Source organism: Enterovibrio calviensis DSM 14347 (assembly GCF_000621165.1).
GTDB lineage: Bacteria > Pseudomonadota > Gammaproteobacteria > Enterobacterales > Vibrionaceae > Enterovibrio > Enterovibrio calviensis.
This window is the reverse complement of sequence record NZ_KK211218.1, coordinates 52465-70350: the sequence shown is the minus strand read 5'-3', so window position 1 is coordinate 70350 and position 17886 is coordinate 52465. Positions and strand designations below refer to the sequence as shown.

The window sequence follows — 17886 nt, the reverse complement described above, 5'->3', positions numbered from 1 at the left end:
CCTTTCGAGGCGGTTTTTTGTTTAGTCGTTACGCTGACCAATCGCCATCAGCACCCGCATGTCACCCATACTGAAAGGGTTGGACGTAGAAATCAGGTTCAAACCTGCTTCATTGTAAGCTTGTTGAACATCATCGGTGGTGAAGCCAGCGCCCTCATCTTCACTCTTTTCCCAATCCCACTGCACTAACAGCCCTTTGTCTGCTAGCAACATCGCCAATAGAGCGATGGTTTCGTGATAGTCAGGCACAAATGCCAACGAAGAAGATGCGACAATCAAATCAAATCGTTTTCCCGCCTGACGACACTCACGCACGAAGGCTTCATCAACCACGCCAACCACAGTCTTGACGTTCGACAAGTCTTTCTCATCAAGTACGCTGATCATTTTCGCTGCGGGATCGATAGCGATAATAGATGCTGCATCTGTCGACAACTTTTCAGTCATCAACCCCGTACCACAGCCAAAATCCAGAATCGTAAGACCTTCTGTCTTTAAAACATCACCTAAGGAGTGGATGGCTTTATCGGAATAGGCGATAACCGCTTCGTTACTATCCCATCCTGACGCCATGTCATCCCAGCTTTGACTCATGCCATTATCCTTACAACTTGGTGAAGAGGACAAAATACTAGGGCAATTCTTTTCTAACTTCTAGCCATTGCCGCCATCTTGGTTAATTTTACCCAATCAACTTAACTTTTTACGCCTTGGAAATTCATCCAATGACCATTACATGCCGTTTTCAGGTTGATGAGTTTGATCAAAAGGCACAAAAAACCAGAGCACGGAGGCTCTGGTTTTTGGGGCGATTGGCAACAAAAGATGCTAAGACAATCCGTCCGCTCTCATTGGTCCACCAAGCGTTGATAATGATGGGAATACGGTACTCAGCGCACCGTTTCTTAACCCTAACCATTGCACCATATAAGCCGCATATTGTTCATGCGCAATGGCTGGTATCAGGCGACCGTGCCCATTATCGTCTTGACCATTGCGGGTGAAATCTGGGTAGTGACCGAAACAATGCCCAGCTTTCGTGTTACCACCAAATATAAACTGCCCTCCACCCCAACCATGGTCGGTACCTTGTCTCGCATTATCGTGCATGCTTCGACCGAACTCTGACATAGTAAATGTCATTACGTTGTCCGTAAGTTTTTCTGCGTCTAGCGCTTCGTAGAAACCTGCGATGGCTTCCGAAAACTCCTTCATCAACTCATCTTGTCGATTCACTTGATTATCGTGTGTATCGAAGCCACCAATAGAGACATAGAACACTTGGCGGTTGTGCCCAAGCATTTGTGCCGCTTCGACCATTTGCTTAACAGCACGTAATTGCGAACCAAGGCCAGAAGCTGGAATGCGTGTGTCTTGTGGAATCGAATCAACAACCGGTGCCATTTGCTCTTGCGCATTCATGGCTTGCTTAACCATTTCTGCATAACCAGCAACCAATGGAGAATCATAATGTTGCGTGGCCATGGATTCATAACTTGGTCGAACAACGGCACTCGTCAGCGCATTCAGTTCTTCAAAACCATTTCTATTCAGAAACATCGTGTCGTTGCTGAAGCCGTTTAGCAAGGTGTTTGGCCCTGAGTAAAAACAGTTTGGCATGCTGGACATTTCTTCTGCAATCACATCCATCGACATACCTAGCCAACCATGCTCACCGTAATGATCCCCGAACCAACTGTGTTGCCACACCTCTTGCTGTTTATTGTGTGCAAACAGATATGGCGGCAGTGAAGCCTGCCCACTCAGAATGTCATCTTTGCTCGTAGGTTCTAGTAACGGCCCAACATTGAGGGCAAACGTTGCTTTCCCTTTTTCAAGCAACGGAACCAGTGGTTTCAGCCCTTTGTGAACACCGTATCTAACGCCATGGCTATCAACAATATGTGTTGGCAATACCGCTTGTTGAGGCACGGCAATCCCTTTGCGCGAAGAAGCGTATTTGTTGTAGTTGGCACTATCTAAGGGCAAAACTTGGTGGAAAAAATCATTGCCTCCGTTTAAGAATACGCAAACTAGGGCTTTGTAGTCTTCGGCATCTTCAGCATAAGTACTGAAACTGAATGGAGCAGAAGCAACGGCGCTAGCAGCACCAACCGTTTTGATAAAGTGGCGTCGAGTCAGGTTCATGCGCGATTCTCCTGTACATGAAAATATGGCGAAGACAATGCAAGGAATAACAGGCGTTGTACCCATTTACCTGGATTAAGGTTCATCCCGTCATATTGCTCTCGGATAACGTGCTTGAGTGGTTCTGGCATATTTCCATTAAAAAATCGAAGTGACGTTTCTTCTACGAAGCCATCAATGTCTTTTTTAGAAATAAGGTCCTTAAATAACTCAACATTGATATATAACTGCTTATTTGAAGATTTTTTAATATCCTGAAGGCTTAATCTTAGTATTCCGTATATGAAATTATGGACATTTATAATATGTGCCCAATCAATGATTTGCAGTTCAGGAGCGACCAGGTTGTTATTAGAAACCACACCCTTTGGCGCATAGTCTGGCAAATAGAAATTAAAGACTGAAGGTGACCCAAGTGGATATTGGTTGCAGGTTTTCAAATACACCAAATCTGTTTCTACCACCTCGCTGCCACCGCCAGGTTGCGCATCGAGAGCACGATATACCGCAACCAGTGACAACCAAGGCTCTCTGACTTTACTCATTGAATGTGAGGGTGCTGTGTAGACTTCATCATCTGTTAGCACTGCCCAAATCACCGATTTTAAATCGCCGGTTTCACCCGCACCATTGTCGACAAAAACGTCTGCAACTCGGCGAACATAATCAGATGAGGGGTTGGAAGTGGTTAATCTCTGGATGATATTCTTGCAAATATTTGGCGCTGTAGATGGGTGATGAAGCAGTATATCCATCACCTTGTCCATTTCCTGTACTGCCGACACATTCTTTGCGAAAGCATGGCCAAGGATGTGTTTCTCACCGCGATCATGGTCGTTTTCATGACTGATCATCGGTGATATAAATTCAGAATCAGAGAAGTTCCAGCCCGTCATCACGCGAGCTAACTCCTGAATATCTTTCTCGTCGTAACACGGTGTCGGTGAACCACTGCTATCTAAAACATAGCTACCATCAAGTTCGCGTTGGTAAAGCCCTACGGAAAATAGTTGTAAGATTTCACGTGCGTAGTTTTCATCAGGTCGTCGACCTGTCGCAGGGTCGCCCTTTTTATTCCCAACCATGGTCAGGTATTGCCCCATGACGGGTGACAAAGAGACGGCGGTAAGCAAATCGCGATAATTGCCAAACGCGTGCTGGCACAATAAATCATTATAATTTGCCATCGCGGTTGATTGGTTGATCAAGGTGGCGTCTTGATCCGATGCGACAAAGATCTGGCTTAACGCATAGCCAACGCGTTGTCTGAGTTGATCATCCGCATACAGTGCGATATCCAACCAAGCTCGAATACGTGTAGAGCGGGACGGCTTTTTCCCAAAGCCTTGCGCATTGAACTGCTTCTCGCATTGGGACATATGCGAGCTGGCAGGAAAAGCAATTTGCTCATCAAACCAGGCCTTAGCGAATGTATTGTTAAGCGCTTCAGCTTGTGATGGCTTTGGACCAAATGTCGAAAGATCTAGCCAACGAGAAGCATGGTTAAAAGAATCAAATTTCATATCAAATACCCGAAGTTTGCTTGGGCACTCATGAGACTTAGTATTTTTACTAAGTTTCAATTTTGAATCACCCGAATCGCAAACAAGAATATTCATACTTTAGACTCTTAGATATTGAAATGACTGAATTATTGGTCACCGCTCTAAAAATTAGAGGTAGTCTCAATATTGATAGTTTCCGTATATTGATTATTTACAGCCAAATATGATCCTAGCTTTATTTTGTTTCATTAACAAAACAGCCTCGCCAGGAAATAACGCATCACAATGATTAGCCAATTAAATAATAATCATACTTAGTGTTAAATAATCAGACAGTTGCGAGCTATTTATACCCAAACAACCTGAAGATGCAGGATTCAGCGAGCTTGACTGACGTGATGATCAAGGCGTCCCTTTGCCGATGTAGTGAGCTCCAACAAAAAGCTGAGCTCCATCAACAAGGAACAACACCGAGCATGGCGTCAGTAAACTCGCCCGAAGGGAGGCCCTCAGAGCGTCCACTTCATCGTTAAATTTCCGTGAAATAGAATAACTATTCCGACAATAATTCGCCTCGAATTGAACACTCAGATGACCTCTGAAATCGAGCATCTTCAGGTAACTTGGGTATATCTCATTCTACTCGACTTGGTTTGTTTTCGCTTCATCGCCTAGGGGCTTTATATATACCCAAGCGACCTGAAGATGAGTGAGAGGCGGAGTGAAGATTCACAGCCATCATGGCTTGATAACTAATGGGGCTTCAGTGGGTTCTGGACGTGTGAATACAATTTGGTAAATCGGTTGATCAGGCAATAATGGCGTCGATGCTTGTTCTACATATTCATCAAACCCCTTGCGATAAAACGGCGACAACGGATGGCCACTCTGCCCCCCTGGCAACGTCAAAATGCCATTAATTTCGTCTCCCGGTTGAACAATCAACCGCTGTGACGCACCAAAAGCATGGCCTTGAACAGCAGGCATGTACCTATCACCAAATCCTGCCACGTTAGGCATATCCAATAATGTGCTCAACATTGGAATTTGGCGGCTAAATGGATGTTGAACCTTTAGCTGATTAACATCCCCCCATCGAAGCGCCTGAAGAGACCCATCAACGTGACCCGTTGTTTTCAGCATGAGACCGTCGCGCGTTTTCTCGTAGGTATCAGCAAAGAACTCGTCCCACGCACTGTATCCATTGGGGAGCCAGCTTTCAGGTTTCTCTGAGACCAACTGCCAAAGCGCCGGTTCCAATTGCCTTTCTAGCACCCCTAAGCTGAGGCGATTCTTTATCAGTTGTGTCTCTATAGGGGCAAACAACACATCTATTAGGGCATCGCGATATTTCCTAACGAGGGTATACCCTACTGAGTCTGCACATGCACAACGTTGCCAATTTTCAATTGCCTGAATGTCTTCGGCAAAACGATCGCGGTCAGTTTCTAACACTGCCAATAGCACCGCATGCCAGCGATCTAAAAAATAGGCTTCGTTATCCAATTGAAGACGATAGAAATCCTCAGGATCAAAGACATCCTTTTCAAACAGGCGCTGCTTGATTTGCGTGCTGCGAGCACCCAATGCATATCCTCCGTTACCAAATCGCTCATCTTGTTTTGTGCTTACAACACGGCTATTGGCTGTCCAAACCATAGAGCGCTTGGGGTTCACGACAAACGGGATATCTTGGGCTTGGTTTTGCCACGCCTGATCATATTGAGACGAAGACAATGGTTTTTGCGCTGGCTTACGTCTGTCGGGGATGGCGCCTGTTGCTTGCCATCCAACATTGCCTTCTTTATCTGCAACCACCATATTTTGAACAGGTATGCCCGTTTCTTTACTTGCAGATAAGGCAGCATCAACCGTTTGTGAGGTTTCTAAGTTCAGCAGATTCAAATTAACGGCATAGCGTTGATAGGCAACCCATGAAAGCGCATATTTTTTGCCTCCCATGGTTGCCACAGGTCCAATTTCACTCATTTCAAGAAGGTACTTGTGGTCACCTTCCTTGATCGGAATATCTTCTGAGACAAAGGTTGTTTCATCTTTGGTTCCCAACTCATACCAATCAGCGGTATCCATGTAACCGTTAGTGAATCCCCACGCGATATGACCATTCGCTCCGACCACCACAGCGGGCGCTCCAGGTAGAGTGACGCCGGTGATCTGGCGAGCTTGACCATCTTGTTGAAAGTTGAGTTGAGCACGATACCAAATGACGGGAACATTAATGCCAAGGTGCATGTCATCAGACAACATCGCGAGTCCATTTCGAGTCAGGGAACCCCCAACCGCCCAGTTGTTGCTGCCAACGAGTGGGGAGTCATCAATATTGTGCGAGAGCGCTGCATTAACCGTATCAACTGATAGCGAGGGAATCGTCACTTTTTCTAACGGAAAGCGACTACCGTCTAAGGCCGCTTGATACTTACTGGGTTGTGACAGGAAAGCCACCATCTCTGCGCCAAATTCATCTTCAATCGCACCAAAGGTGAGGTCTCGATTCAAGCTTCGCCCTTGTAGATCAAGATACATGCTAAATATCACCAGCACGGAATCTTCAGGTAACCAAGGTTGACGTTCGGTTCGGGTCACCAAGTATTCAAACGTGGGGATCGTAGAGTGAGATACAGCATCATTGACACCTTTCGCATAGGCGGCGAGCTGCTGTTGGTGCAAAGCTGGCAAATGATTAACGATGTCTCGACTGCGTTTTCTGAACAGATGAAAACGTGTCAGTTCGTCGCGCGGAAGAGCAGCATTACCAAAGAGTTCAGATAGCTCCCCTGCCGCATTTCGTCTGAGCAAATCCATTTGGAAAAAGCGATCTTGTCCATGCGCATAACCTAGCGCATACGACGCATCCGTTCGATTCTGGGCGACGATGATTGCAGTACCCAAATCATCGCGTTGTAAATAGGTGGTGTCAGAGAGTCTATCAACCGCCGAGACGCCGGTTAATGCAGGAAGGCTGAGAGCTAGTGCGCCATAAACCAATGCGGTCGCGAGCAAGGCGAGCAAAATCGCAGCGGTAAAAAGAAACTTAATAACTTTTAACATGCCCCTCCTTGGCTATTTAACGGTGCACCATATGCAAAAGCACAAACGTGCAAATCCATACACTGAATGTTATCTGATAATGCTAACCTGAATTAAAAAGAAACTGTTCAATATTTGGGATCATTTGATAAGGAGATCGACAAAAGACAGCGCTTTCTCTTTACGTCTCACTAAAATCCGTTGTCGACACGACATAGTTAGTGACAGTGAATACCCACTCGGTTCCCTTCACTATCTTCGATATGCGCGTACTTCCCTGCGTCACCAATATTCGTTTTTGGCTGTAGGATTGCACTAGCATCCACTCTCGCTAACACCTCATCGATACTGTCAACGTTAAAATAGACCATAGTAGATGATGTTCCCGCGATATAGTTATCACTCAAGATGAGTGTTCCTGTTGCACCATAGTTGTTGCCCTGTTCAACAGGAAACCATGCCATTTGTATACCGTCCATTTCATGCCGAGTCAGTGTTATCCCAAGCGTTTTCTCATAAAATGCCGTTGCCCGATCCAAATCACTGACCGTAATTTCAAACCACCCGACTGGGTTCATGCTCACCTCTTGAAGTGTTGATGTGTTGATGTGTTGAATATCCAAACAATCAGAATCTGCCAGATTTCAGAGGCCTTCTTGTTGTTTGGACATAAAACGTTTCTGCTACGTTATCAGTAACACTAGTCCAAGAAGGATTTTGACGGGGCAAAAATAAAAACGCCCCCAATATATGGAGGCGTTTTTTAAACATTGAGACAATGCAATTAGAGGTGCTCACCGCGGCGAAGTGCATCGATACGCTTATCAAGCGGCGGGTGAGTCATGAAAAATTCGCTCAGTGACTTTTTACCGTTGATACCAAACGCCATCATGGAGCCTTCCAATCGACTTTCATGGCTCACTTTTAACCTTTCGAGTGCAGCGATCATCTTCTCTTTACCGACAAGATGCGCAGATCCTGCGTCTGCTTTGAATTCGCGATGGCGGCTAAACCACATGGTCAGAACGCTTGCCAACATGCCAAAAACAATTTCGAGCACTGAAGACACGATGAAGTAAGTGATAAAGCTACCACCACCTTCGCCCTCTTCATCACTGTTATTCACACCGCTGATCGCACCTGCAATCAAACGAGAGATAAAGATAACGAAGGTATTTACCACGCCTTGCATCAGCGTCATGGTGATCATGTCACCATTCGCGATATGACTGATTTCATGAGCGAGAACCGCTTCTGCTTCGTCGCGCGTCATGTTTTCCAACAAGCCACTAGATACAGCAACCAAAGAATCATCACGTTTTGCGCCTGTCGCAAATGCGTTGATGTCATTGGAGTGATAAATCGCCACTGTCGGCATGCCAATACCGACAGTCTGTGCTTGGCGACTCACTGTATTCATCAACCAATGCTCTGTCTCGTTACGTGGATGTTCGATGACCTGACCGCCCACAGAGCGCAGTGCCATTGATTTCGACATGAATAGCGAAACCAGCGACCCACCAAAACCGAACAATGCAGCCATCACGAGCAAGCCCGAAAGACTTCCTGGTTGCATGCCAGTCACGGCGTAAACAATGTTCAGCACGATGCTGAACACGAATAGAACCGCTAGGTTGGTTAACAAAAATAAAGATATGCGTTTCATTACTGACTTTGTCTCCGAATGATTGAAGCGCTATTGGTGTGATAGTAGGGTCAAACTGTCGAAAAACAAGCCTGTGTAGCAAATTCAAACGTAAATTATTGTAACGGTCCGCGTATGCTATTTTTAATTTGGATGATGAGCGGTCTAGTTTTCAAGACGAATTAGACTTTGGTCGAGTTGAATTAATAACCAATCACGAATAATGTGTGTGTAAAAGGTGAGCGCCTCATTTGATGCGCTTAGGTGCTCCATCAAGGAGTGCGTTTCTAAGGAGAGAAAAACAATGGCTGACAAAGAAAATTATCGCGTCGCAATCGATATCCTTTGCTGTCACTTAGGGATGAGCTTTGACGAGGCTTGTGCAGAGCTCGGACTTGCCGACGACGAGAATCAAAAGATCAAACAGATTTCAGATGTGCAGGAGTCTTTAATGGGACTGCTGTCAGAAGACAAATAAGCCGTAGGATGACATCCGCCATTTGGGTGTGATGTCTTGGTATTTGTTGATAAAAACGTTAAAAAGCCAGCAGCTGCTGGCTTTTTTCATTCTTGCGATTATTTCAACCCTAGTGGGCTAATGTCGATATAGCCACTTAAGTCTCTCGACTTAATCGCAGGCATGTACGGTATTTCGCCGAGCTTAGGAACCCCTAAGTGATGCTCTAGTGTTTTAACAATATCACTGTAGTGCTCAGTGCCTGGGTTCACCCTGTTAGCTACCCATCCCACAATTTCTAATCCGTCATGGCGAACAGCTTCAGCGGTCAAATAGGCGTGATTCAAACACCCAAGTTTTATGCCGACCACCAAAATCACAGGCAGCTTCTCTTGCCCTACCCAGTCAGCTAACGTGCTGTCATAACTCACAGGTACACGCCAACCACCCGCTCCTTCCACTAACGTAAAATCCGCTTTGGTTTGGATATTTTTCAGCCCCTGACTCAACTGCGAAAAGTCCACACTGGCATTTTCAAGTTCAGCAGCAATGTGCGGTGAACAGGCAGCGTGCAGTAGGCATGGGTTAACTTCTTCATAGTCCACATCAACGGTGGTGCATTCACGAAGGCGAATGGCATCAGAATTCATCGGCCCGTCTTCAGTGTCTTTGCTGCCCGCTGCAACGGGTTTGTAACCCACCACACTATAGCCGGCTTTCGCGACAGCTTGCATGATGGCCATTGAAGCCACAGTCTTTCCAACTTCTGTGTCTGTGCCTGTCACGAAATAGCTTTTAGTCATTCTTTATCGCTCCATAGCAAACTTGATAGGTTGCGGGCACGAGCCCTTCATGTGACTGAAAATGTCTGTACGCATTTTCTAGCGCCAAAAAAGTTCGCTTGCCAACTAATCCCGCCTCTCTACCTTCTGATAAATGGGTTGCGCCAATACCTTTGAGATCTTTCATTAGTGCCAGTGCAGATGGATATGTTTCTGTTAACGTGTGGCATTCTATGTGGTGATTTACGATGCCAGCTTGCGCGAGCGCAATGTTTACCTGCTTTGGCGTAAGAAAAGTATTCACGTGTTGACGTGCATCAACTTCATGCCATGCTTGCTTGAGCTCGTATAATGAGCCATCAAGCAAAGTCGAAAACAATATAGTCCCACCAGGCTTCACTACCCGTCTCATTTCACGTAATGGAACAGAAAGATCATTGCACCACTGCAAAGCCAACGATGAGAACACCACGTCGACACTATTATCAGCCAATGGGAGTGATTCAGCGTCACCAGAGAGATACTGCAACGCGCTGCCACACCTTAACCTGGCTTGCTCTAACATTTTCTCGGAGAGATCTAATGCGATGACATGAGCACCGTTGAGTGCCATTTTTTCGCTGAAGTAGCCGGTTCCACAACCCAAGTCGAGTACGGTTTTATTTTCCCACTCTGATATCTGCCCCATGAGTTCATGTCCAACGCGGCGCTGGAATGCGGCACTTTTATCATAAGTGGTCGCGGCGCGGCTGAACGCGTCCTTGATCGCTGACTTCTCTTCACTCTCTAATAAAGAGGCCTCGAGATGAAATGATACTGCTTGGCTCATTTGCCCTCCTCAATACAACGTCGGAGCAAAACGGCGAGGTCTTTCACCTGCGTTTCAGATTGATTTACCGATAAGGTAATGCGAAGACGTGCCGTATTCACGGGCACTGTGGGTGGGCGAATCGCCCCTGTTAGAAATCCATTGGCTTTTAACTTAGAAGCGATCACCTGCATTTTCTCAACGCTCCCAAGAACCACAGGTTTGATTGGGGTGATGGTTTCAATTACCTCATCGCACCCTTGCAATTCTTCGTGAAAAACCGCCGATAAGGCAGATAGCTTTTCACGTCGCCAAGATTGCGTACGAATCATAGAGAGCGTATGAGATAAAGCATGTGCTTGAGCGGGCGGCATTGCCGTTGAATAGACATAGTGACGGGCAAATTGCGTCAAGTAATCATGTACATGTTCACTGCACATTACCGCTGCCCCCATCATCCCAAACGCTTTACCAAAGGTGACGATAAGAATGTCAGGTTGAATATTCGCTGCATGAGCACTGCCTTGGCCCTGCTCTCCTAACACGCCAATACCATGGGCATCATCCACCATGAGCCATGCGTCATGCTGATCACACACAGACCGGATATCCGCGAGCGGGGACAAATCGCCATCCATGCTAAACACACCTTCAGTCACCACAAAGCGTGCGGATGTTTGCGCAGTCGCGTGGAGCATAGATTCGAGTTTGTGGACGTTGTTGTGAGGAAAGCGCTGCATTTTTGCGTCACACAGCATCCCCGCTTCCATCAACGAAGCGTGATTCAGTTTGTCTTGCAACAGAGTGTCGTGCTTCTCTAGCAATGAAAAAATCACTGCTTGATTGGCAGAAAAACCACTATTGAACAACAAGGCACGCTCAAAACCCAACCAGTCGCACAAAGCACGCTCTAGGGTCTGATGAGCACTCGAAAAGCCCGTCACTAGCGGTGATGCCGTACTCCCTGCTCCAAATGTATCCAGCCCCTCTTGCCACGCCGTGATCAATGAAGCATCGTGCGCCAAACCTAAATAATCATTGCCAGAAAAATTCAAGTACGGTTGGTTATCAGTGTCAAAGAGCTTTCCATCTTGATGATGAAAAGCGCTGACGCTTCGGAGCAATTGTTGCTGGCGACGTGTATCGAGCTTTTGCTCGATACGTCGCTGAAGATGGTCGTCTTGACGCATAATGGATTAAGCGCTCTTAGACGTTAGCTTCGTAGAAAAGGTCGTCTTTGCTTGGACGAGAAGCCACACGCTCCGCCACTTGGGTCAATAACGCCTCTTCTTGAATCTCGTCTGGCTTTTGAACGGCTTGCTCTCGGTTTATACCCAGTTTCTTGAACAACTGCATATCTGCATCTTCATCGGGGTTTGGTGTTGTCAGCAGCTTACAGCCATAGAAGATTGAGTTAGCGCCCGCCATAAAGCACAACGTTTGCATTTGCTCATTCATATTCTCGCGCCCAGCAGACAGGCGAACGGCTGATTCCGGCATGATGATGCGCGCAACGGCAATAATGCGGACGAAATCGAACGGGTCAACATCTTCCACTTCTTCTAGTGGTGTGCCTTTCACCTTCACTAGCATGTTAATCGGTACGCTTTCTGGGTGATGCGGCAAGTTTGCCAATTCGACCAGCAGGCCTGCACGGTCACGCGCATTTTCGCCCAACCCAATGATCCCGCCTGAACACACTTTCATGCCCGCATCGCGAACATGGGAAAGGGTATCTAAACGGTCTTGGTAGGTGCGCGTGGTAATGACATTGCCATAGTATTCTGGCGAGGTATCAAGGTTATGGTTGTAGTAGTCAAGACCCGCAACCGCCAACTCATCCGCTTGATCAGGCGTGAGCATGCCGAGTGTCATACAGGTTTCAAGGCCCATACCCTTCACGCCTTGAATCATTTCTTTCAAATACGGCATGTCTCTGGCTTTAGGGTTTTTCCAAGCCGCGCCCATGCAAAATCGTGTCGCGCCGGAGTGTTTGGCCTTTTCTGCCGCGTCGAGCACACGCTCAACTTCTAGCAGGCGCTCTTTTTCCACATCGGTACGATAGTGAGCACTCTGAGGGCAATACTTACAATCTTCTGGGCAAGCGCCGGTTTTAATCGACAGCAAGGTGCTGACCTGAACATGATTGAGCGCTTGATACTGTCTGTGTACCTGTTGCGCTTCAAACATCAGATCCATAAAAGGTTTTTCAAAAAGGGCCTGTACTTCCTCGACAGTCCAGTTATGGCGTACTTCCACCTGTATTACCTCAACTTGATTAAATGACGCATCCAAACCACATCGGGATACTTAATCAGCCACTTCATGTGCGCTGACCCTGCATCTCGAAGTAATTTGGAGATTGATGACTTGTTCAGTCTAAAGTCGACCATTACAATGTCAACAGTAACAACAACCCATGGTTTACAACTGGATATTATTTATACATGGATTTAGCTTTTGATCGTGACCATATCTGGCACCCTTACACGTCTACTCTCAACCCACTGACCTGCTACCCTGTCTCCCGCGCAGAGGGGTTGTACTTATATTTAGAAGATGGCACCAAGCTTCTCGATGGCATGTCATCGTGGTGGGCGGCGATTCACGGATACAATCACCCTGTTTTGAATCAAGCCGTTACAGACCAAGTCGGTAAAATGTCGCACGTCATGTTTGGTGGTATCACACACGACCCCGCGATCAACCTATGCAAAAAACTGGTTGAGATGACGCCAGCTCCCTTAGAAAAAGTATTCCTGTGTGATTCAGGGTCAATTTCCGTCGAAGTTTCCTTAAAAATGGCCCTGCAATATTGGCATGCGAAGGGCACACCTAAATCGACATTCTTAACGCTTCGCCATGGTTATCACGGTGACAGTTTTGCAGCGATGTCAGTGACTGACCCTGATAACTCGATGCACAAACTCTACAAAGGTTTTCTGCCTGAACATATCTTTGCGGATTCGCCCGAATGCGGATTTCACGATGAGTGGAAGGAATCCGACATCACCGATTTCAAAGCCAAGCTTGAAGACAATGTTGACGATATCGCAGCGGTTATCCTTGAGCCTATCGTCCAAGGTGCTGGCGGTATGCGTATCTACCATCCGACTTACCTTAAGCGCGTACGAGAGCTTTGTGATGAACATGGCGTCTTATTGATTTGTGACGAAATCGCCACCGGCTTTGGGCGAACCGGAAAACTCTTTGCTTGTGAACATGCAGAGATTTCGCCAGACATTATGTGTTTAGGCAAAGCATTGACGGGGGGATACATGACCATGGCGGCTACCGTCACGACCAAACACGTGGCTGACACGGTTTGTGGCGGCGAAGCTGGCTGCTTTATGCATGGCCCAACATTTATGGGTAACCCGTTAGCCAGTGCTGTCGCCAATGCCAGTTTGGGCCTCCTGCTAGATACGCCATGGCAAGAAAAGGTGCTGGGCATTGAGCATCACCTATTGCAAATGCTTCCTGAGTTACAAAGCCTAGAGTGTGTGAAAAGTGTACGTTGGTTGGGGGCGATTGGTGTGGTGGAAACCCATCAAAGCGTTAACGTTGAAACGATACAGAAACACTTTGTTCAGTCGGGCGTGTGGATTCGTCCATTTGGCCGCTTGATCTACATTATGCCACCGTACGACATGGCCAAAGACCAGTTAAAACAACTTATTGATGCCATTAACAATGCATTGCAAGACCAATTGTGATCGACAAGCCAACGACACCCGTAAATTTCAATACGATTTATGGAGGTACGAATGCAATTAGGTCTTTTCCCATTACCACTGTTTCTTTTACCCGAAGGCGTGACTCGTTTACGCATTTTTGAGCCTCGCTACGTGAGGCTCGTAAAAGAATCAATGAAAGACAACCGGGGATTCGTGCTGGCGATGAAGGAAGGCGATGCGCTTTGCACCTTCGGCACGCACGTTAATATCATCGATTTTGAAACCCTGCCGGATGGGCTGCTTGGAGTGACCATTAAAGGGAGCAAACGTGTGAAGCTCTCAAACATCGGTCAAGAAGAAGATGGACTTTGGGTGGCAGACGCAGAAGCGTTGCCCACATGGGAAGACAGTAAAGAACACCCAGGCTTTCTCGGTGACGCACTTTCAGCACTGTTTGAAGCTCACCCAGAGCATGCCGCTCAATATGGTACTGATCGACACTTTGATGACCTCAACTGGGTCTGCCAGCGGTGGTTAGAAGTGCTACCTCTTGCCAACAACCAAAGACAATGGTTTATCGCCCAAAACGATCTCGAAGAAGCGAAACAATTCATCGCTGTTCTATTAAAAGAAGAAAATATACTCGAGGAGTGATCCTTTTGGTAATGCCACTCGTTATGTAAGTCATGACTCTATTTGCAATTTTAGGATTCAATCGTCATGGAATTGGTCGAAGGCACTTATACTACGAAATCAATAAACAGCCCGAGTAGTAAAAAAAGTATGTCAGCACTCTCCCCGGAACATTTGGCAGAGTTAATTCATCGTGTCGCGGAAGACAGGGATCAGTCCGCTTATGCTTCGTTATTCAAGCATTTTGCGCCCAAGGTGAAAGCTTACGGACTGAGACATCTACGCGCAGACGGTCAAGCATTAGAGTTAGTGCAGGAAACCATGCTATTGGTTTGGCGTAAAGCCCACTTGTACAATGGCGCTAAAGGTGGTGCTTCCACGTGGATTTTCACCATCATGCGAAACGTCAGCTTTGATATGTTGCGCAAGGTGAAAAGCAACCGAGAAGATTGCTTGAGTGGCGATATTTGGCCTCTTATTGAAGGAGAGTCTGGCGACCAAGAAGACGACGCTCTTCATAGCCAGCTGCAGACCCAACTGTTCTCTTACATCGATTTGCTCCCTGACTTACAAAAGCAAGTGGTTCAGGGCGTTTACATCAAGCAACTTACCCACCAAGAACTTGCTGACCAACTTAATGTCCCCTTAGGCACCATAAAATCGCGTCTGCGTTTGGGGTTGCAAAAACTGCGCACTCATTTGGAGGTGAATGATGATTAAGTATCATCCGGCCGACGAGCTTTTACTCGCTCACGCTGCGGGTACGCTCCCCGCTTCAATGTCAATTGCAGTCGCAGCACACAGTGAAATGTGCGAGATTTGCGCAAACAAACTTGTCGCGTTTGAAAATCAGGCCGCTGAAGAGGCTTTCAGCGCATCGCAATTGCATCAAGACGAGCCTCAAGAGCAAGCTAGTGATGAGTTTGATGCCATGATGGCTGCCATCATGAGCGATGAGCATTTACCAAGTACATTGGTCGCGCCCTCTCCAGAAGCGAATATTGATGTAGCTGGCGAGCGTTACACTCTCCCAACAGCATTGCGTCGTTATCATCATCTAGGCTGGAGCAGCATTGGCGCAATAAGCCGAGCGAGATTGCCACTTAATGAAGGCGATACACATGCGAGCTTGCTTCACATTGGTATGAATAGTGGCGTTCCAAGTCACACCCACAAAGGGACGGAAGTGACCTTGTTACTTAGTGGGCACTTTGAAGATGAATACGACCAATATGTTCCAGGTGATTTCATCATCCTAGACAGTGCAAATCACCATACTCCGCAGACTCATGACGGGTGTTTATGTTACACGGTGGCAGATGCCCCATTACACTTCACTAAAGGCGTCAGTCAATTGCTTAATGCTGTAGGACGCGTTATCTATTAATAGAGCTCACGGCAGAAAGCTGTTTGTTGATAAACCATTGGTTAACAAATAGCACCATAAAAGCATTTAACATGTACATATAAGCACCTCTTTTGAGGTGCTTTTTATTTTGTCAGCTAACACGAATCACACAGTTATCTCGACAATATTTTACATCGCACGCTCAGTTGTTATAAACATAAAATCACGCTTTGCGATAGATATTAGAATTTATGATCTAATTATCACTTTACAGACCACTCATTCACCTGATTTAATCCGATCGCTAACCACCCATTAACAGCTTTCTCAATATCCCTGCGTTTAATGTTAACGCGAGGGCTTTTTGGGCTTTATAACCAAGTAACTTCAAACAGGTTGCTCTGGTAAACACAGTGAAGTGAGATAAAAATGAAGCAAACACCTTCCCCTCTTGCTCGCGTGACCAATTCAAGTCTGGTGATTCAGATCTTGATCGGTATTATCGCGGGCGTTGTTCTGGCGAGCATTTCTCCAGACAGTGCCAAAGCCGTTGGCTTTCTGGGTGGTCTGTTCGTCAGCGCATTAAAAGCTGTCGCACCGATCCTTGTTTTTGTCCTTGTTGCCGCATCGATTGCGAACCAACGTAGAGGTCAAAACACACACCTGCGCCCAATCGTAGCACTGTACCTTGTAGGCACATTTGCCGCCGCCATCACCGCGGTCACCATGAGCTTCCTTTTCCCAACGATGCTAACGTTGACGCCATCTACAGCGGAAATCTCTCCACCGGAAGGCATTGCTCAAGTTATCTCGACCTTGCTTTTCAATGTGGTGGATAACCCAATCAATGCGCTGATGACAGGTAACTTTATTGGTATTCTGGCGTGGGCAATCGGCCTAGGTATTGCGTTGCACCATGCATCGGAAACCACTAAAACCGTATTCGGTGACGTAGCGGAGAGCGTGTCGTTCATCGTGCGCTTTATCATTAAGCTTGCCCCTATCGGTATCTTCGGCTTGGTTGCCAATACCTTTGCTGATACAGGGTTCGACGCATTGCTCGGTTACGCGCATCTGCTAAGTGTGCTGCTGGGTAGCATGGCATTCATTGCTCTGGTCGTTAACCCACTCATCGTTTACACCAAAACACGAACGAATCCGTATCCGTTGGTATTCCAGTGCCTACGCGAAAGTGGTGTCACTGCATTCTTCACCCGCAGTTCAGCGGCAAACATTCCTGTAAACCTGCAGTTATGTAACAAGCTGAAGCTAGACGAAGACACCTATTCAGTATCCATTCCGCTAGGTGCAACCATTAACATGGGCGGAGCGGCTATTACCATTACCGTGCTAACACTCGCAGCCGTTCACACGCTAGGTATTCAAGTAGACCTGGCCACGGCGATACTACTGAGTATTGTTGCAGCAGTCTCTGCTTGTGGCGCGTCAGGTGTTGCTGGCGGTTCACTATTGTTGATTCCACTGGCGTGTAACTTGTTTGGTATCCCAAGCGATATCGCGATGCAGGTTGTTGCGGTTGGTTTCATTATTGGTGTGGTTCAAGACTCGGCGGAAACTGCGTTAAACAGTTCAACCGATGTGGTCTTCACCGCTGCCGCATGCCGTGCAGTTGAGATGAAAGCGATGCAAGAGAATATCGCTAAATAAACCGTATTTGATATATCAAAAGGCGCTTCGGCGCCTTTTTGCGTTTCTGCTTTCTGCTTTCTGCTTTCTGCACTATGTTTTGGCAAACGACCAACAATCCCAACATTGATTGCTCACGCAATCGCCATTCTGTCTATCATGGTTTACACAGCGTTGTAGACGTCTAG

Annotated in this window: 16 protein-coding genes; 6 read left to right on the top strand and 10 right to left on the bottom strand. The window is 46.8% G+C overall.

Going from position 1 to position 17886, the window contains the following annotated elements; translation table 11 throughout:
• Positions 1–21 precede the first annotated feature (21 nt).
• From Q365_RS0121540 to htpX, 6 genes are all read right to left on the bottom strand, one after another.
• Complete coding sequence (locus Q365_RS0121540; protein WP_028025303.1) at positions 22–594, bottom strand: class I SAM-dependent DNA methyltransferase; 573 nt, start codon at positions 592–594, stop codon at positions 22–24.
• Between the two features lie 234 nt (positions 595–828).
• A complete protein-coding gene (locus Q365_RS0121535) occupies positions 829–2148 on the bottom strand; it encodes a DUF1501 domain-containing protein (protein WP_028025302.1) in 1320 nt (439 codons plus the stop codon).
• Positions 2145–3671 (bottom strand): DUF1800 domain-containing protein, encoded by a 1527-nt coding sequence (locus tag Q365_RS0121530; RefSeq protein ID WP_028025301.1) that lies wholly within the window; start codon positions 3669–3671, stop codon positions 2145–2147. Before Q365_RS0121530 ends, Q365_RS0121535 begins: the two co-directional genes overlap by 4 nt.
• Positions 3672–4391: 720 nt before the next feature.
• On the bottom strand, positions 4392–6722 hold the full coding sequence (locus Q365_RS0121525) for a penicillin acylase family protein (protein ID WP_028025300.1): 2331 nt from the start codon (positions 6720–6722) through the stop codon (positions 4392–4394).
• Positions 6723–6919: 197 nt separating this feature from the next.
• The gene (locus tag Q365_RS0121520) at positions 6920–7279 is read right to left on the bottom strand and encodes a VOC family protein (protein ID WP_028025299.1); all 360 of its coding nucleotides are present in this window, start codon (positions 7277–7279) and stop codon (positions 6920–6922) included.
• A 206-nt stretch (positions 7280–7485) separates the two neighbouring features.
• Positions 7486–8367, bottom strand: coding sequence for a protease HtpX (gene htpX / locus Q365_RS0121515; protein ID WP_028025298.1), 882 nt, complete (start codon positions 8365–8367; stop codon positions 7486–7488).
• A gap of 283 nt (positions 8368–8650) precedes the next feature.
• Here htpX and Q365_RS27030 point away from each other — a divergent pair, with 283 nt between their 5' ends.
• Positions 8651–8824 carry a hypothetical protein gene (locus Q365_RS27030; protein WP_028025297.1) on the top strand — a complete coding sequence of 58 codons (174 nt, stop codon included), beginning with the start codon at positions 8651–8653 and terminating at the stop codon, positions 8822–8824.
• Between the two features lie 98 nt (positions 8825–8922).
• Here Q365_RS27030 and bioD read toward each other — a convergent pair whose 3' ends face one another.
• From bioD to bioB, 4 genes are read right to left on the bottom strand one after another with little or no spacing between them, the layout of a single operon-like run.
• The gene (bioD, locus tag Q365_RS0121505; RefSeq protein ID WP_028025296.1) at positions 8923–9606 is read right to left on the bottom strand and encodes a dethiobiotin synthase; all 684 of its coding nucleotides are present in this window, start codon (positions 9604–9606) and stop codon (positions 8923–8925) included.
• Positions 9599–10414, bottom strand: a complete 816-nt coding sequence (gene bioC, locus Q365_RS0121500; protein WP_028025295.1) for a malonyl-ACP O-methyltransferase BioC — start codon at positions 10412–10414, stop codon at positions 9599–9601. The genes bioD and bioC overlap by 8 nt, the downstream gene beginning before the upstream one ends.
• The gene (bioF, locus tag Q365_RS0121495; RefSeq protein ID WP_028025294.1) at positions 10411–11583 is read right to left on the bottom strand and encodes an 8-amino-7-oxononanoate synthase; all 1173 of its coding nucleotides are present in this window, start codon (positions 11581–11583) and stop codon (positions 10411–10413) included. The genes bioC and bioF overlap by 4 nt, the downstream gene beginning before the upstream one ends.
• Positions 11584–11599: 16 nt before the next feature.
• Positions 11600–12652 (bottom strand): biotin synthase BioB, encoded by a 1053-nt coding sequence (gene bioB, locus Q365_RS0121490; protein WP_028025293.1) that lies wholly within the window; start codon positions 12650–12652, stop codon positions 11600–11602.
• Between the two features lie 188 nt (positions 12653–12840).
• Here bioB and bioA point away from each other — a divergent pair, with 188 nt between their 5' ends.
• The 5 genes from bioA (at position 12841) to sstT (ending at position 17719) form a co-directional block, all read left to right on the top strand.
• On the top strand, positions 12841–14109 hold the full coding sequence (gene bioA, locus Q365_RS0121485; RefSeq protein WP_028025292.1) for an adenosylmethionine--8-amino-7-oxononanoate transaminase: 1269 nt from the start codon (positions 12841–12843) through the stop codon (positions 14107–14109).
• A gap of 51 nt (positions 14110–14160) precedes the next feature.
• Complete coding sequence (locus tag Q365_RS0121480; RefSeq protein WP_028025291.1) at positions 14161–14724, top strand: LON peptidase substrate-binding domain-containing protein; 564 nt, start codon at positions 14161–14163, stop codon at positions 14722–14724.
• 66 nt (positions 14725–14790) lie between these two features.
• Positions 14791–15423: a sigma-70 family RNA polymerase sigma factor gene (locus Q365_RS0121475; RefSeq protein WP_028025290.1), complete on the top strand. Its 633-nt coding sequence runs from the start codon at positions 14791–14793 to the stop codon at positions 15421–15423.
• Positions 15416–16090: a ChrR family anti-sigma-E factor gene (locus Q365_RS0121470; protein ID WP_028025289.1), complete on the top strand. Its 675-nt coding sequence runs from the start codon at positions 15416–15418 to the stop codon at positions 16088–16090. Before Q365_RS0121475 ends, Q365_RS0121470 begins: the two co-directional genes overlap by 8 nt.
• Before the next feature lie 390 nt (positions 16091–16480).
• Positions 16481–17719 (top strand): serine/threonine transporter SstT, encoded by a 1239-nt coding sequence (gene sstT / locus Q365_RS0121465; RefSeq protein WP_028025288.1) that lies wholly within the window; start codon positions 16481–16483, stop codon positions 17717–17719.
• Positions 17720–17886: the final 167 nt, after the last annotated feature.

Excerpts from the sequence above, each read along its gene's own strand:
- bioA (WP_028025292.1), top strand. The coding sequence starts at position 12,841 with ATGGATTTAGCTTTTGATCGTGACCATATCTGGCACCCTTACACGTCT.
- Q365_RS0121520 (WP_028025299.1), bottom strand. The coding sequence starts at position 7,279 with ATGAACCCAGTCGGGTGGTTTGAAATTACGGTCAGTGATTTGGATCGG.
- Q365_RS0121470 (WP_028025289.1), top strand. The coding sequence starts at position 15,416 with ATGATTAAGTATCATCCGGCCGACGAGCTTTTACTCGCTCACGCTGCG.
- Q365_RS0121480 (WP_028025291.1), top strand. The coding sequence starts at position 14,161 with ATGCAATTAGGTCTTTTCCCATTACCACTGTTTCTTTTACCCGAAGGC.
- bioF (WP_028025294.1), bottom strand. The coding sequence starts at position 11,583 with ATGCGTCAAGACGACCATCTTCAGCGACGTATCGAGCAAAAGCTCGAT.
- bioC (WP_028025295.1), bottom strand. The coding sequence starts at position 10,414 with ATGAGCCAAGCAGTATCATTTCATCTCGAGGCCTCTTTATTAGAGAGT.
- Q365_RS0121535 (WP_028025302.1), bottom strand. The coding sequence starts at position 2,148 with ATGAACCTGACTCGACGCCACTTTATCAAAACGGTTGGTGCTGCTAGC.
- Q365_RS0121525 (WP_028025300.1), bottom strand. The coding sequence starts at position 6,722 with ATGTTAAAAGTTATTAAGTTTCTTTTTACCGCTGCGATTTTGCTCGCC.
- htpX (WP_028025298.1), bottom strand. The coding sequence starts at position 8,367 with ATGAAACGCATATCTTTATTTTTGTTAACCAACCTAGCGGTTCTATTC.
- bioD (WP_028025296.1), bottom strand. The coding sequence starts at position 9,606 with ATGACTAAAAGCTATTTCGTGACAGGCACAGACACAGAAGTTGGAAAG.
- Q365_RS0121530 (WP_028025301.1), bottom strand. The coding sequence starts at position 3,671 with ATGAAATTTGATTCTTTTAACCATGCTTCTCGTTGGCTAGATCTTTCG.
- Q365_RS0121540 (WP_028025303.1), bottom strand. The coding sequence starts at position 594 with ATGAGTCAAAGCTGGGATGACATGGCGTCAGGATGGGATAGTAACGAA.
- sstT (WP_028025288.1), top strand. The coding sequence starts at position 16,481 with ATGAAGCAAACACCTTCCCCTCTTGCTCGCGTGACCAATTCAAGTCTG.
- Q365_RS0121475 (WP_028025290.1), top strand. The coding sequence starts at position 14,791 with ATGGAATTGGTCGAAGGCACTTATACTACGAAATCAATAAACAGCCCG.
- Q365_RS27030 (WP_028025297.1), top strand. The coding sequence starts at position 8,651 with ATGGCTGACAAAGAAAATTATCGCGTCGCAATCGATATCCTTTGCTGT.